The 14,771-nt window shown below is 70.8% G+C and carries 9 protein-coding genes and 1 pseudogene; 3 read left to right on the top strand and 7 right to left on the bottom strand.

From position 1 onward, the window contains the following. Window positions 1-137: 137 nt before the first annotated feature. The gene (locus tag ABFY07_RS07275) at window positions 138-2,987 is read left to right on the top strand and encodes a glycoside hydrolase family 3 C-terminal domain-containing protein (protein WP_346173637.1); all 2,850 of its coding nucleotides are present in this window, start codon (window positions 138-140) and stop codon (window positions 2,985-2,987) included. A 13-nt stretch (window positions 2,988-3,000) separates the two neighbouring features. Here ABFY07_RS07275 and ABFY07_RS07270 read toward each other — a convergent pair whose 3' ends face one another. From ABFY07_RS07270 to ABFY07_RS07260, 3 genes are all read right to left on the bottom strand, one after another. Continuing rightward, window positions 3,001-3,717 (bottom strand): GH12 family glycosyl hydrolase domain-containing protein, encoded by a 717-nt coding sequence (locus ABFY07_RS07270; protein ID WP_346173636.1) that lies wholly within the window; start codon window positions 3,715-3,717, stop codon window positions 3,001-3,003. A gap of 138 nt (window positions 3,718-3,855) precedes the next feature. Then, window positions 3,856-6,216 carry a xyloglucanase gene (locus ABFY07_RS07265; protein ID WP_346173635.1) on the bottom strand — a complete coding sequence of 787 codons (2,361 nt, stop codon included), beginning with the start codon at window positions 6,214-6,216 and terminating at the stop codon, window positions 3,856-3,858. Between the two features lie 189 nt (window positions 6,217-6,405). Then, the gene (locus tag ABFY07_RS07260; protein ID WP_346173634.1) at window positions 6,406-7,389 is read right to left on the bottom strand and encodes an acetylxylan esterase; all 984 of its coding nucleotides are present in this window, start codon (window positions 7,387-7,389) and stop codon (window positions 6,406-6,408) included. A gap of 181 nt (window positions 7,390-7,570) precedes the next feature. On the opposite strand from ABFY07_RS07260, the pseudogene ABFY07_RS07255 reads away from it, so the two are divergent. Then, window positions 7,571-8,384 (top strand): annotated as a pseudogene (locus ABFY07_RS07255) (LacI family DNA-binding transcriptional regulator). A gap of 138 nt (window positions 8,385-8,522) precedes the next feature. On the opposite strand, the gene ABFY07_RS43100 reads toward ABFY07_RS07255, so the two are convergent. After that, the gene (locus tag ABFY07_RS43100; RefSeq protein ID WP_428836866.1) at window positions 8,523-8,699 is read right to left on the bottom strand and encodes a hypothetical protein; all 177 of its coding nucleotides are present in this window, start codon (window positions 8,697-8,699) and stop codon (window positions 8,523-8,525) included. A gap of 397 nt (window positions 8,700-9,096) precedes the next feature. On the opposite strand from ABFY07_RS43100, the gene ABFY07_RS07250 reads away from it, so the two are divergent. After that, a complete protein-coding gene (locus ABFY07_RS07250; RefSeq protein ID WP_346173633.1) occupies window positions 9,097-10,200 on the top strand; it encodes an SGNH/GDSL hydrolase family protein in 1,104 nt (367 codons plus the stop codon). 433 nt (window positions 10,201-10,633) lie between these two features. Here the strand turns inward: ABFY07_RS07250 and ABFY07_RS07245 are convergent, their stop codons facing one another. From ABFY07_RS07245 to ABFY07_RS07235, 3 genes are all read right to left on the bottom strand, one after another. After that, a complete protein-coding gene (locus tag ABFY07_RS07245) occupies window positions 10,634-11,554 on the bottom strand; it encodes an alpha/beta hydrolase (RefSeq protein ID WP_346173632.1) in 921 nt (306 codons plus the stop codon). Window positions 11,555-11,607: 53 nt separating this feature from the next. After that, window positions 11,608-13,041 carry a glycoside hydrolase family 43 protein gene (locus ABFY07_RS07240; RefSeq protein ID WP_428836876.1) on the bottom strand — a complete coding sequence of 478 codons (1,434 nt, stop codon included), beginning with the start codon at window positions 13,039-13,041 and terminating at the stop codon, window positions 11,608-11,610. A 74-nt stretch (window positions 13,042-13,115) separates the two neighbouring features. Next, window positions 13,116-14,723: a glycoside hydrolase family 27 protein gene (locus ABFY07_RS07235; RefSeq protein WP_346173745.1), complete on the bottom strand. Its 1,608-nt coding sequence runs from the start codon at window positions 14,721-14,723 to the stop codon at window positions 13,116-13,118. Window positions 14,724-14,771 lie beyond the last annotated feature (48 nt).

Genomic DNA, 14,771 nt, shown 5'->3' with positions numbered 1-14,771 from the left:
ATGACACATTTCTCGCGAAACAAGAGGGGGAACGCCAAGAAACTTTCTCGCTCCCTGGTCATTGACAGTTCCGTGGAACGAGTGACAGCGTCGAAGCGCTTCAACGCCTCCAACCAGCCTTCATAGGGGTCAGCCTCGTGGGTTCTCCCTCTCCGTCCGCCGCCGGCCGTCTTCCGTTCCGCGACCCCGCGCTGCCGATCGACAAGCGCGTCGACGACCTGCTCGGGCGGCTCACGCTCGACGAGCGGATCGCGCTGCTGCACCAGTACGCGCCGGCCGTGGAGCGCCTCGGCCTCGCCTCGTTCCGCACCGGCACGGAGGCGCTGCACGGCGTGTCATGGCTGGGCGAGGCGACCGTCTTTCCGCAGGCCGTGGGGCTCGGCGCGACCTGGGACGAGGAACTCGTCCACGAGGTCGCCGAGGCCGTCTCGGTCGAACTGCGCGCCTTCCACTACCACCGCCCGACGGCGAACGGCGTCGGCACCAACAGCCTCCACGCGTGGGCACCCGTGGTGAACCTGCTGCGCGACCCGCGCTGGGGCCGCAACGAAGAGGGCTACTCCGAGGACCCGGTGCACACCGCCCGGCTGGGCACCGCCTACTGCCGGGGCCTGTCCGGCGACCATCCGGCCTATCTGCGCGCGGCTCCGGTGCTCAAGCACTTCCTCGCCTACAACAACGAGGACGACCGCTGCGTCACCTCCTCCGGACTGCGCCCCCGCGTCCTCCAGGAGTACGACCTGGCCGCCTTCCGGCCCATCGTCGCCTCCGGCGCGGCGACCGGCGCGATGGCCGCGTACAACCTGGTCAACGGCCGCCCCTGCCACGTCAGCCCACTCCTCGAGACGGAGCTGCGGACCTGGGCCCGGACCACCCGCCACGAACTGTTCGTGGTCAGCGACGAGCAGGCGCCCTCCAACCTGGTGGAGATGGAGCACTACTTCGAGGACCACGCGGCGTCCCATGCCGCCGCGCTGAAAGCCGGCATCGACAGTTTCACCCAGCATCGCGAGGACAGTTCGATCACGGTCGGCCGGCTGCGCGAGGCCCTGGAGCGCGGCCTGATCGACGAGGCGGACATCGACCGAGCGGCCCGGCGACACCTTCACATCCGCTTCCGGCTGGGTGAGTTCGACCCGGAACTCGACCCGTACGCCGGTATCGGACCGGAGGTCGTCGACCGCGCGGAGCACCGCACCCTCGCCCTGCGCGCCGCGACCGAGTCGGTGGTGCTGCTCAAGAACGACGGCCTGCTGCCTCTCCGGGCGGAGCGGGCGCCGCGCGTCGCCGTCATCGGCCCGCTCGCCGACGCCCTGCACGAGGACTGGTACAGCGGCACCCTGCCCTACCGGGTCGGCATCGCGTCCGGGCTGCGTGCGGCGCTCGGCGAGGGCGGCGGCGACGTCGTCACCGTGGACGGCGCCGACCGGATCGCGCTCCGCTCCCGCACCTCCGGCGAACGGCTCGGCGGGACCGCGTACGACGTCTTCGAGTGGGGCGACGGTGTGCTGACCCTGCGCGACGCCGAAACCGGCCGCTACCTCAGCCGCAAGGACGACGACTCGCTCGCCGCGGACCGGGATGTCATCAAGACCTGGTTCATCAACGAAACCTTCCTTCTGGAGCCCGACCCGGCGGGCGACGCCGACACGGTGCTCCTGCGCAACGTCCTCACCGGCCGCTATGCCGCCGTCGACGCGGCCGGCGGCCGGGTCGCCGTCACCGCCGAAACCCCGCAGGCCGCCGAGCGCTGGCAGCGCGAGCTGCTCCGGGACGGCACGGCCGAAGCACGCGCCGCCGCCGAGGCGGCCGACGCGGCGATCGTCGTCCTCGGCAACCACCCGCTCATCAACGGCCGCGAGACCGAGGACCGTTCGGGCATCGCACTACCCGCGACCCAGGCAGCGCTGCTGCGCGCGGTCGCCGAGGTCCGTCCGCAGACCGCGCTGGTCGTCATGAGCAGCTACCCCTACGCCCTCGACTGGGCGGAGGAGCATCTGCCCGCCGTGGTGTGGACCTCCCACGGCGGGCAGGAGACGGGCGGGGCGCTGGCCGCCGTACTGCTCGGCGAGGCCGACCCGTCGGGCCGGCTGCCGCAGACCTGGTACCGCGGCGACGACGACCTTCCGCACCCGCTCGACTACGACGTCATCAAGGCCGGCTGGACCTACCAGTACCACAGGGGCGCGCCCCTGTACGCCTTCGGCCACGGCTTGTCCTACACCGACTTCGCCTACAGCGACCTGCGGCTGTCCACCCCGGCGGTGCCGCGGGACGGTGCGCTCGACGTCACGGTGACGCTGTCCAACACCGGAGCGCGACCCGGCAGCGAGGTGGTCCAGCTCTACGTCCGTGCCCTCGACGCGCGTTACGAGGCGCCCCGGCTGAGGCTGGCCGACTTCCGCAAGGTGCGGCTGGAGTCCGGGGAGAGCCGGGAGGTGGCCTTCCGGCTGCCCGCCGCGCGGTTCGCCCACTGGGACGTGGCCACCGGGGCCTTCACCGTGGATCCGGGCGCCTACGAGATCCTCGTCGCCCGTTCCGCGGAACACGTCGTCCTCAGCGCCCCGCTGACGGTGACCGGCACGCCCCCCGCACCCCGCGAGGTCGTCGGGCGGCACACCCCGGCCGCCGACTTCGACGACTACACGCGCGTCACCCTCGTCGACGCCACCCGCGCCGCCGGCGACGCGGTCACCCCCACCGATCCCGCGCTCCCCGCGACCCTGCTCTACCGCTCCGCCGACCTGGCCGGAGCCGCCCGCTTCGAGGCGAGGGTCGCATGCGAGGGTGCGGGTGCGGGGGAGGCACGGCTGGAGGTGAGGGCCGGTGACCGGCTCCTGGCGCGGATCGCCGTACCGGTCACCGGCAGCCGCTACACCTGGACGACGGTCACCGCCGACGCGACAGCGCCCGACGACGGCGTCCACGATCTGCGGCTGACCCTGCACGGTGACTTCCGCCTGGCGTCCTTCGGCTTCGACGCCTGAGCTCGTCGCGGCGTCAGAAGCCCACGGCGCCCCAGGAGTGAGCGGTGTAGTCGCCCGGCCCGAATTCCCAGCCGGCCATGACGCTGTTGAGGTAGTGGTCCTTGGTGTAGAACCCCCTGTTCAGGCCGTAGTCGAAGAACGGGGTGAGGCTGCCGGACCACCAGCCGGACCTGTTCCTGTCCAGGAAGCTGAGGGTGTGGTCGCCGTTCGGCCAGTTGTACTCGTAGACGTCCCAGGCGCGGCCGCCCAGGCTCACGTTGGTCGCGGCCGGGATCGCGTTGCCGTTCGCGTCGTAGTGGTCGGCCAGCGGCTTGGTGTTGTACCAGTTGAGCCAGATCATGATCTCGGTCTTGGAGTTGCGGTCGGTCGGCGCGGGGTAGGGGTCGATGAAGATGTCGTAGGCGGCGTCGTAGTAGGAGCCGGACCTCGGGTACGCCGACTGGCTGAACCACGTGGTGTTGTTGCGGTTGACGTCGCCGATCTTCTTGGGGAGTGTCGTCACCGGGGATGACCAGCCCCAGTCCTTGCCGTTGACCATGGCGACGAAGCCGGTGCCGGTCGAGGAGTTCACACCCCAGTTGGCGTCGTCGCTGTACCACGTCGAGGCGTTGCCGCCGGTCGCGTAGTGCTTGAACCAGTACGTCGACGACGCTGCCGCTGCCGAGTTCGGCAAGGTGAAGACGAGAGCCAGCGCCGCGAGAAGCGCGGCCCAGCCGATGCGGAATTTCATCAGCCCTCCTGAAGTGGTGCGCTGAGTGGGGGGATCACACGGGAGAGGAGGATTCGGTCGCCCTGCCCTGGGGGCAGGGCCACGTCGGTCTCCCCTTCGGGACGGCGGGTGCGGATCGCGGCGACCTGGAGTCGGACCTCACGTGGGGTCGCCGCAGATGACTCCGCGTCCGTTGGTCCCGAAGTACACGCGGCCGTAGACCCGGGGGTCTCCGGTAATGGTGTTGCCGGTCCAGGCGTACTGGTGGCGGTCGTCGTTGATGCGGACCCAGGTCCGGCCCGCGTCGTCGGACCGGAAGATGCCGCGTACGCCGCGGATCCTGGAGCTGGTGTAGACGGCGGGGTACGTGGCGCCGGGCGCCGCCTTGCCGAATCCGACGACATCGCCCTCGTCCACCGCCTTGAACCGGGTGAAGGTCGCTCCTGAGTCGGCCGACCGCCACAGCCCGTAGGGCGTGGAATCGGTGGACTTGCTGCTGCCGCCGGCCAGCCAGATGTCGCCCTCGTGGCCCGGTGCCGGCTTGAAGCGGACGTTGCCCGCGGTGGGCAGCCCGGTCGCCGCCGTGGCCCTGAAGCTCTTGCCGCCGTCCGTGCTGAGGTAGAACACGCCGGAGCCGAAGGCGTAGAACTTCGCCGGGTTCACCCGGTCGGAGCGCACCGAAACCCCGGCCGGCAGCCCCTTCGAAGCCGTCCAGGTGGCTCCGTTGTCGTCGGACCAGCCGGCCGGCGCTCCGGCCGGTGACCACACGATCCGCCTGCCGTCGGCGCTGACGGCGACGGCCTGGTCATCGACTCCGGGCCCGGTGACGCCGGACGGCTCACTGCGCGAGGGCGTCCAGCTGTCGCCGCTGTCGGTGGAGATGGCGAAGTGCTGGGTCCAGCCGCTGGTGGGGTTGCCGACCCGCACGATGATGTGCGGCGCCAGCTCCGCGTAGTCAAGGGCCGGGGTGGCGCCGAAGGTCGGGTTGTCGTACATCTTCGGCGCCTTGTGGACATCCGTGTGCCGGAAGCCGCCGACGTCGCCCACGCCCGAGAAGAGGTGCGCGGGGCCGGCGGGAGGGCTGATCACGCAGCCGACCGAGGTCTCCTCCAGGCCCTGCGCCCGCACGGAGAGGTGCACCGTGCCTCCGCGGTCCCAGTCGGTCAGGTTGTTCGCCCCGTAGATCGTCGCGCCGGTTCCGTACATGAAGTGGTCGGAGTCGAACGGGTCGATCTGGACGGACTCCATCATCCAGCCCAGCTTCGGTGTGATCTCGGGCAGCGACGGCGAGGCGTTCCAGGTCAGCCAGGGGGCGGCGGAGATGTCGATGTCGTAGCGCAGGGTGCGCTCGGAATCGGCGCCCAGGTCCCAGGCCCGGGTCCAGGTCGCGCCGCCGTCGGTGGAGCGGAAGAGGACGCAGTCGGGGTACCACTTGACCTGGGTGGACACCATCAGGGTGTCCGGGTTCTGCCGGTCGATGGTCAGGCCGCTGTAGCCGTACTGGTTGTCGTCGCTGGTGGACGGGACCGGGCTGATGCGGGTCCAGGTGTCGGTGGCGGTATCCAGCTTCCACACGTCGCCCTTGGAGCCGTCGTAGGGGCCGGCGGTGTCGCTGGTCGCCAGGTACAGATAGCCGCCGGCGTGGTCGAAGACCGCGTGGTGCGGGATGTAGCCGGTGGGCTGCCCCGGTACGCGCTCCCAGGTCGCTCCCGCGTCGGTGGACCGGTACAGGATGTTGTCCTTGTCGGCGACGGTGACATAGATCGTCCGGGTGGCCCTGCCCGCTCTGCCGGTGCGCTTGTCGAAGACGACCTGCAGCACGCCCAGGTTGTCGCCGTTCGGGCCGTTGGTGTCATGGGGGTCGGGGACGAAGTTGCCCGCGTTGGGGAAGCCGGTCACCTTCGCGAAGGTCTTGCCGTGGTCGGTGCTGCGCCACAGCCCGTGGCCCCCGCGCACCCCCAGGTAGAGGATCTTGTTGCGGTTGGGGTCGATCACCAGCCGCTCCCCGATGCCCCGGCCGGGCATGTTGCCGCCCAGCCGGAACGGCAGGGGAGTGGTCTTCCAGGTGCGGCCGCGGTCGGTCGAGCGCAGGATCGCCGCCATCGACGGGTCCCAGTCGGGCATGGGGTAGGTGCCCGCCGCCAGGTAGACGCGGTCGGGATCGGCCTCGTCGGTGGCGACGCTGATGATGCCGGTGTGTCCGTACTCGTCCCAGCCGATCCAGTCGGTGAGGGGAATCCACCGCCGGGACGCCGTGTCGAGGCGGTAGGCGCCGCCGATGTCGGTCCGGGCGTACACCAGTCCGGGCTCGCTCTGGTTGAAGACGATGCCGGTGACGAAGCCGCCGCCGACTATCTCCGCGTTGCGGAAGGTGTACGGCGTGGAGTCGGCCGCGCGGGCGGAGCCGGACGTGCCGGCCGGGCGGGCGGCCGCGGCGGAGGGGGCGAGCAGGGGGAGTGCGGCCGTGGCCGCCCCGGCGGCCAGCAGTCCTCGGCGGGAGAGGTGCGGGGCAGGGGACATGGCGCGTTCTGCCTTTCTGGTACGGGGTCTGTACGGGCCTGCGCGGGAGCGGCGGCCCAGCGGCTCTGGGCGGTGTTTCCGGGGAGGGGCGGGTGGACGGAGGTGGTCGGAGGAGCCGCCGCCGCGGGCGGCCGGCGGCGGCGGGAGACAGGCGGCGCCCGCCGGTCGGGTCGGGCCGGTCTTCTCCGCCTATCGCCGCGGTGTCAGACCGCGTTGGCGCAGCCACTTCATCTGCACCGCGGTGTTCCGGCCGAAGCCACCGCCGTGGTCGGCGAAGGGCCAGACGGTCATGGTCCGGTCCGCCCCCGCGTAGTGGTTGAAGGCGGCATAGACGGTGGAGGGCGGGCAGACCGGGTCCATGAGGCCGACGCTGAACAGTGCCGGGGCCGTCGCCCGACGGGCGAAGTGGACACCGTCGAAGTAGTCGAGCGTGGCGAAGGTCGTATCGACACGGTGCGGACTGTGCCAGCGCAGGTACCTGGTGACTTCCAGGTACGGGCCCTCCATGCTGATCTGCGCCGCCTGACGGAAGTGGCAGAGAAACGGAAGGTCCGCGAGCACTGCCGCCACCCGGTCCGGGGCGAGTCCGGCGACCGCGAGAGCCAGACCGCCCCCCTGGCTGCCGCCCGCGGCGATGACCCGGCCGGCGTCCAGTCCGGGCAGTTCGGCGACCGCGTCCACGGCGCGTACGCAGTCCGTCATGAGGCGGCGGTAGTAGTAGTGGTCGGGTGAGTCGATGCCGCGGGTCATGAAGCCCGCGGCCCATTGCGTGCCGTCGCCCTCGCCGCGGTCCGGGGTGTCGTGGCCCTGTCCGCGGCTGTCGACGACGAGTTGCGCGTAACCGGCCGCGGACCACAGCAGATGGTCGGTGGGAAGCCCGCGGCCGCCGGAGTACCCGATGTAGGTGACGACGACCGGCAACGGGCCTTCGGCGCCGCGCGGGCGCAGCAGCCAGGCGGCCACAGGTTCGCCGTTCCAGCCGGGGAAACGCACGTCGTCCACCTCGACCGTGCTCAGCAGGTGCCGGTCGGTGACCCGCTCGGCCTTGACCGCTCCGCCCAGGGCGCGGGCTTCCGCCAGGGTCCGCCGCCAGAAGGCGTCGAAGTCGTCCGGTACGGAGACGTCCGGCCGGTAGTCGAGGAGTTCGTCAGGATTCTGGTCGGTCAGAGCCATGGTGGTCCTTGCGTTGAGGGGCAGGAATGTGTGGAAGCTCGTGCCGCGCGCACCCTTGATCAAAGGTGTCGGAATGGCGGCGGCAGCAGTCGAGGGATGGGGAAAGGCGACCGCGCCGGACAACCGATCGGGCAGACCTTCACCGGAGGAACACAGTGAGCGTGGTGCGGGACCCGAATCGGTGACCATCGCGTACATCGCCGAGTCGGCGGGCGTCTCGATCCCCACCGTGTCGAAAGTTCTCAACGGCCGATCCGGGGTCTCGGACGAGACCCGGGCCCGGGTCGAGTCGCTGATCCACGAGTACGGTTACCGCAAACCTCCCAAGAGCCGGAGCAATCTGGTGGAGCTGGTGTTCCGGGAGCTGGAGCACATGTGGTCGGTGGAGATCATCCGCGGTGTCGAGCGCGTGGCCCGCAGAAACCGGGTCGGGCTGCTGGTGTCCGCGTTCGGGCTTCCGGACGCGGAGGGAAGGGCCGGGTCAGGCGGCCCCCCGGCATCTGGTCGAGCTGGGGCACCGGCGCATCGCCATGGTCAGCGGGCCGGACCATGATTTCTGCCGCGCGCGGCTCTCCGGTTACGTCTCCGCCCTCGCGGAGGCGGGCCTGCCCCTGGACCCCGGTCTGGTGGTGAAGACGCGGCTCTCGCGTGAAGACGGGTACGCGGCGGCTCGGGAGCTGCTGTCCCGCCCCGATCGCCCCACCGCGGTGTTCACCGCCAACGACATGCAGGCGGTCGGCGTCTATCAGGCCGCGCGGGAGCTGGGGCTGCGTATCCCGCATGACCTGAGCGTGGTGGGTTTCGACGACGTGCCGCCCGTGGCGTGGATGGATCCGCCGCTGACCACCGTTCATCAGCCGCTGGCCGAGATGGCGACGGCCGCCACCGAGCTGGCCCTCGCGCTCGGCCGGGGTGAGGCGGTGCCCCAGGTGGGGCTGGAGATCGTGACCACCCTCACCGTGCGGGAGAGCACGGCCCCGCCGAAGGAGGAGTGAGCCCCGGCTGTCCGGGTCCGCAGGGCGGTGTGGCTGGGCCGTATCGCCGCGACGGCGTCCGTGGCGGAAGCCGGAACCCTGACAGCCGACGGTGCGCTCTGCTCTCATGACGGCTCCTTGGACGAATCAGGGTGGGTGTCACTGCTCTGGCTGATGGTCAGGGCTTGGCCTTACTGCTCTGGCGGATGGTGAGGGCCGGCGTCGCAAGGACCCGTTCGTCCGCCGGCGGCTCCCCCCCCGCCGCGCGGGACCGGACACGGTGGTGAGGGCTGGTGTGTGCTGCTCGGCCGATTGCGCCGGGCGGAGGGCGACCACCGAGGCGTCGTCGGGAACGGACCGCCCGAGGGCGCGCAGCAGGCCGAGCAGAGGCGGCGATCTCCATCCTGACCGGGACGTACATGACCGTCCGCAGCGGCATCACCAGCGCGATGATGCGGGAGCGGCGGTCGGCGTACGCCATGGTCGCCCTCTTTTCTCAAGCGTGTCGAAGCGCTTCACTAGGAAGGGAAGTTAGCGGGCCTGTTTCGTGCGCAACAAGAGCAAAGACGCAAGGAAAGTTTCTCGACCTGGTCCATTGACAGCCCGTTCGGGTCCTGGGGGCGTCGATGCGCTTCGACAACTCATGCATCGGCCTGACAACAGGGAGGCATGAATGCAGGGCAGGCATATGACATTCAGGGTGTCGTGGCGGAGAGGCGCGAGGCGAACGGCGGTGATCACCGCGGTGACCGCCCTGTGGACATCGCTCCTGGCCGGACTGGGCGCCGCCGACACGCGGCCGGCCGACGCGCCGGAGGGTCGAGCGGGCCGCGCGACGGGAGTGCTGGCGCGGGTGCACACCGCCGGGCGGGTGAAGGACGGCGGAAACACGGTGCAATACAGCTGGCCCGGGGTGTACTTCGAGGGCGCCGTCAGGGGCACCGGCGTCGGCATCGTGCTCGACGACCCGGCCGCCGACTACGACGTCCAGATCGACGGAGCCACCGTCGCCACCCTGGTCACGCCCGGCCGGACCACGCACTGGATCAACGGTCTGCAGGACCGCGCGCACACCGTCCGGCTCGTCAAGCGCAACGACAGCCCGTGGGACACCAGCACGTTCGGAGGCTTCGTCGCCGCGCCCGGCGGTGCCGTGCTGCGCAAACCACCGGCCCGCCACCGCCAGATCGAGTTCATCGGGGACTCCCTCACGGTGGGCTACGGCAACCTCTCGGCCTCACGCAGCTGTACCGGGGACCAGCTCAGACGGACCACCAACGCCGACGTGAGCTACGGCGCCCTCACCGCCCGGAAACTGAACGCCGACTACCAGATCAACGGCTATTCGGGCCTCGGCATGGTGCGCAACTACAACGGAGGCTCCCCGGACGTCACCTACCGGACCTTCTACGACCGCGCCCTGCTGAACGTGTCCGGCGACGTCTGGCAGAACCCGGGCACCTGGCACCCCCAGCTCGTGGTGGTCAACCTCGGCACCAACGACTTCTCGACCGCCGTCAACCCCGGTGAGCCGTGGACGCCCGACAGCCTCGCGGCCGCCTACCGCACCGCCTACGGCGACTTCCTCCAGAAGCTGCGGACGCGCTACGGGGCCACGACCACCATCGTGGCAGTCGGCGCCGGCCAGTTCGCGGGCCATGTCCAGCAGGTGGTCAAGGCACGCAACGACGCCGGTGACAGCCGGGTGCGCTACTGGTTCCTCGACGACTCGGGGCTGGACTTCCTGGGCTGCGACTGGCACTACTCGGCGCACGACGACCGACTCATCGCCGACCGGCTCAGATCGTTCGTCGCCGGTCTGCCGATGGGCTGGTGACGCCACCGGACCTGATGGCCGAGGCCCGGTGCCCGGTGGTCCGGGTCGGGGAGTCCGTGTGGTCGAACAGGCCGGGGCAGTCCGTCACCACCCGCATCTCCTACGACCGGGTGGCCGCCGAGGACGCCGAACTGACTCCCGAACAGCGGGGCCCGGGCCGCGTCTACCGGGAACTGGCCCGGCTGGGGGAGGAGCTGGAGACGGCCGGCGGCCTCGTCGCGGGCCTGCGCCCGGACGCCGACGCGGCCTTCCTCTCGGCGGTACGCGGCCGGCGAGACCTTGCCGCTGGGCCCGTGGGACGTGCGGGTGTGCGTCGAGGAAGGCGTGCCGCCGGCCGACCCGGGCACCGACGCGAGCCAGTAGCCGCAGTGGCAGGGCCCCGGCCACGGCCGGGGCCCTGCCCTCGCCCGGAATCCCGGCACGGCGAAATCGCCTAGCCGAGGGCCGCCTGCCAGGAGGTGCCGCTGCTGGTGGCGTCGCTCCCCAGGCGGTCGCGAGCGGCGGTGTCGCCGTACAGGCTCCAGCGGAACCAGTCCAGGAAGGTGTTCTTCGTCTGGGCGTAGTACCGGTAGTCCGGGACCAGGTACTGGCCGTGGTCCGCCCCGACGTGGGTGAGGAACGCCTTGGGCGACGGGAGCTCCGCGTACGCCGTGCGCGCCGAGTTGTAGTCGCAGGTCTGGTCGCGGTCGCCGTGGATGAACAGCACGTTGGCGTGGAGGCCGGCCGGGTTGCCCATGTCCACGCAGGCGACCGGAACGGCGGCGACGACGCGGTTGTCCGGCCAGGCGGTGAGCAGGCCGTGGGTGGTCATGCCGCCCATCGAGTGGCCCGACGCCCCGACACCGGCTCGGGTGTCGATGTGTCCGGCGAACGGGTCGCCCGCCGTGTTGTTGAGCGCCAGTGTCCGGGTGATGACCTCGGAGACGTCCTTGGACCAGTTGCCGTTGTAGACGCTGCCGATGTTGGTGTTGTCGGAGAACGAGGGAGCGGGGCAGATGAAGCCCGCCGAAGCCAGGTCGTGGGTCTGTGAGGAGTAGCAGTCGGAGTTGCACCCCATGCCGTGGCTCCATTCGGCGATGGGAAAGATGCCGCCTGCGACGGGCGCGTTCGGGACGGGATTGCCGCCCGCCGTGCCGGAGGCCGGATAGAAGATCTTCGTGGTCAGCCGGCGGCTGCCGCGGTACCAGTTGAACTGGCGCACGCCGACGGCGAACGGCGCGGTGGGCGCCTGCCGCGGTGAGGACATCCGTGGCGTCAGGGCGCCGGCGGCCGCGCCGCTGCCGAGCAGGGACATGCCCACGCCCGTCGCCGCTGCCGCGCCGAGGCCCAGTAAGGTACGCCGTCGCATCGACATGGATGACTCCTTCGACTCTCCCGGGGTCCCATGGGACCGTGAGACACGAGCACTCATGCGGACGCCCCCTCACTCATCACGGGCGCCGGGGTGAACTGCCACCAGTTCACGTTGGCCAGGTAGCCGCTGCCGCCGGTGAACCGCAGATACAGGTCCTGGGTTCCCACCGCCCCGCTGATCGGGCAGGACACCGTCGTCCAGGTTTGCCAGCCGCCGGTGTTCGGTACCGCGCACCGGGCCGCGACCGTCCCGTTCGGGCCGCCCAGTCGGACTTCGACGGTGCCGCCGCCGGTGGCCGAGGCCACGCGCGTGGCGAAGGAGGACGCACCCGAGCCGAAGGCCACGCCCTTGACCTTGACGTAGTCGCCGTTCTCGAGCCATCCGAGGTTCATCCCGCCCTCGCTCGACGGCTCGGTCTCGATGCCGGAGCCCCAGGCGAGCGTCTCGGCCTCCTGGCGCACGTACGGGTTGAGCGTGCCGGCCTGGGGGGCGCCCGTGGTGGTCATGGTGATGGTCGGGATCGTGCCGTCGGCGTTGTAGGAGAACTTCTCCACGGCGACCGAGCGGGTGAAGCCGCCGCCTCCCGGAAGGGCGCCGTTGTGGTAGAAGAAGTACGAGTTTCCCTTGAAGTCGATGATGCCCGGGTGGTTGGTGAAGCTGCTGCCCTGCGTGGGCATGACCGTGCCGCGGTAGGTCCACGGTCCGGTCGGGCCGGGCGCGGTGGAGTAGGCGATGAACTCCGAACAGCACTTGGCGGCGAACACCAGGTAGTACAGGCCGCCTCGCTTGTAGACCCAGGGCCCTTCCTCGAACAGGGTGGGCCGGTTGGGGTCTCCGGTGCGGGTGCCGAAGCCCGCGGTGGTGAGCGGGATCTTGGTGGGGCTGCCCGAGTACGAGGTCATGTCGGCGTTCAGCTTGACGTACCAGAGGTTCGGGTTGCCCCAGTACAGGTAGGCCTGGCCATCGTCGTCGACGAGAACGGTGGGGTCGATCTCGCCGTTCTCCACCAGGGGGCGGCCGATGGCGTCATGGAACGGCCCGGTGGGGCTGTCGGACACCGCCACGCCGATGGCCATCCGGCCGGTCGCCCGGTTCGTCACCGGCACGTACCAGTAGAACTTGCCGTTGCGTTGGACGGTCTGTCCCGCCCACGCGTTGGAGGACGCCCAGGCGAAGGTGGACAGGCTGAGGGGCGAGCCGTGGTCGGTCCAGTTGACCATGTCGTCGGAGGACCACACCCGCCACTCCCTCATGGTGAAGTTGGTGGAGCCGTCCTCGTCGTGCCCGGTGTAGAGGTAGACCCGGCCGCCCACGACCAGCGGGGCGGGGTCGGCGGTGTAGATGTGCTGCACGATCGGGTTGTCCGCCCTGGCCGTCGTGGGCCGCAGCGCGGCGGGGACGGCGGCCAGGGCCAGGACGAGGGCCACCACCCAGGTCACGGCTCGGCCGAGCCTCGCGTGGGTCGGTGCGGGCCGGGCCGGGAGCATCGTGGCCTCCACGGTGGGCTGGTCGACGAGTGACGTTGGACGGCCGCCGAGGCGGACACGAACGCGTTCCGGCTTCACGCGCGGCTCCATTTCTGGCCGGCCCGGCCGTCGCAGGTCCACAGGACGAGCGGGGTTCCGCCGGCGGTGCCGGATTGGTCGGTGTCCAGGCACAGGCCCGCGTGTGCGTTGCGGATCGACCCGTCGGAAGCGAGGGTCCACTTCTGGTTGTCCTGTCCGTTGCAGGGCCAGGTGATGACACGGGTGCCGTTGGTGGTGCCCTGGTTGTAGGCGTCCAGGCACTTGTCGCCGAAGACGCGGATCTCGCCGCCGTCCCATGTGGTCCACAGCTGGTTGGCGGCCGTGTGGCAATCCCAGATCAGTACCGTGGCCCCGGCGGCGGTGGAGGCGTTGTCCACGTCCAGGCAGCGCCCCGACCCGTTGCCGCGCAGACGGGAGGTGGTGGCGGCCAGCGGGGTGCCGCCGGTCACCCGGAACGTGGCGACGCCGTGTGCGGGCACGCTCGCCGAGATCTGGCCGGACGTGCTCGACGTGCCGCCGGTCCACAGGTCGGTGAGGGTGAACGACCCGCCGGACAGACCGACCTGGGCCGCCGTGGTGGTGACGGTCGCGGTGCCGCTGCCCCGGTTGAACAGACCCACGGCGACCGAGCCGTCGGACAGGGGCTTGGCGAACACCTCGGTGTTCCCGTCGTCGCGCACCCTGCGCCCGCCCGCGCCCAGCGGATCCTGGTTCACCGCCAGCAGGCGCGGGTTGCGCAGGATCGCGCTCACGTCGGCCGACATGGTGCGGATGTCGTTGCCCGCCATGAGCGGCGCGGCCATCAGCGCCCAGAGGGCGAAGTGGGAGCGGGACTCGGTCAGCGACAGGCCGGGTCGGCCGACGACGAGCATGTCGGGGTCGTTCCAGTGGCCCGGCCCCGACTGCGCGGCCAGCGGCGCGGTGACGTCCAGGACGTTGCCCACGCCCATCGGATAGCTGTTGGTGTTGCCGTTCTGCCAGATGTCCAGCAGGTCCTCGGTCGTCCGCCACAGGTCGGCGACCTGGCCCCAGTCGTACTTGTCGCCGGTGATGGCATGGAAGCTGTTCGGGTTGATGCTGTAGACGATCGGGCGCCCGGTCGCGCGCAGGGCGTCGCGCATCAGTGTGAACCGCGCGACCTGCTCGTCCCGGGTGCCGGCGGAGGAGCACCAGTCGTACTTGAGGTAGTCCACACCCCAGGAGGCGAACGTGCGGGCGTCCTGGGTCTCGTGGCCCTTGCTGCCGGTGGACCCCGGGTAGCCGCCCGTGCCCTGGGCGCATGTGCGCTCGTTGGGGACCTGGTAAATGCCGAACTTCAGGCCCTTCTGGTGGATGTAGTCCCCGAGGGCCTTCATCCCGCTGGGGAACTTGGTCGGGTTGGCCCGCAGGTTGCCGGCGGAGTCGCGCTGCGGGTCGAACCAGCAGTCGTCCACGACCACGTACCGGTAACCGGCGTCCCGCATGCCCGAGGACACCATCGCGTCGGCGGCCTGGCGGACCTGCGTCTCGGTGACTCCGCAACCGAAGCTGTTCCAACTGTTCCAGCCCAGCGGCGGGGTGAGCGCCGGGCTGCCCGGCGCGGCCCGAGCTGCCGAGTGGACCGAGGCGGTGGTGAACGCGGTGGCCGTCAGTGCGGCGGCCATCAGGAAGCGGAGCAGTCGGCCGCGTGGTCGTATGGGCACGGTGGTTCC

Source organism: Streptomyces sparsogenes subsp. cuspidosporus (assembly GCF_039532705.1).
GTDB classification, from domain to species: Bacteria; Actinomycetota; Actinomycetes; order Streptomycetales; family Streptomycetaceae; genus Streptomyces; species Streptomyces sparsogenes.
The sequence above is the reverse complement of the archived record's forward strand: the minus strand, read 5'-3'. Positions and strand labels throughout refer to the sequence as shown.

Bases quoted from the DNA above. Each gene is read 5' to 3' on its own strand.
- ABFY07_RS07270 (WP_346173636.1), bottom strand. From the start codon at position 3,717: ATGAAATTCCGCATCGGCTGGGCCGCGCTTCTCGCGGCGCTGGCTCTC.
- ABFY07_RS07265 (WP_346173635.1), bottom strand. From the start codon at position 6,216: ATGTCCCCTGCCCCGCACCTCTCCCGCCGAGGACTGCTGGCCGCCGGG.
- ABFY07_RS07260 (WP_346173634.1), bottom strand. From the start codon at position 7,389: ATGGCTCTGACCGACCAGAATCCTGACGAACTCCTCGACTACCGGCCG.
- ABFY07_RS07245 (WP_346173632.1), bottom strand. From the start codon at position 11,554: ATGTCGATGCGACGGCGTACCTTACTGGGCCTCGGCGCGGCAGCGGCG.
- ABFY07_RS07240 (WP_428836876.1), bottom strand. From the start codon at position 13,041: ATGCTCCCGGCCCGGCCCGCACCGACCCACGCGAGGCTCGGCCGAGCC.
- ABFY07_RS07235 (WP_346173745.1), bottom strand. From the start codon at position 14,723: ATGGCCGCCGCACTGACGGCCACCGCGTTCACCACCGCCTCGGTCCAC.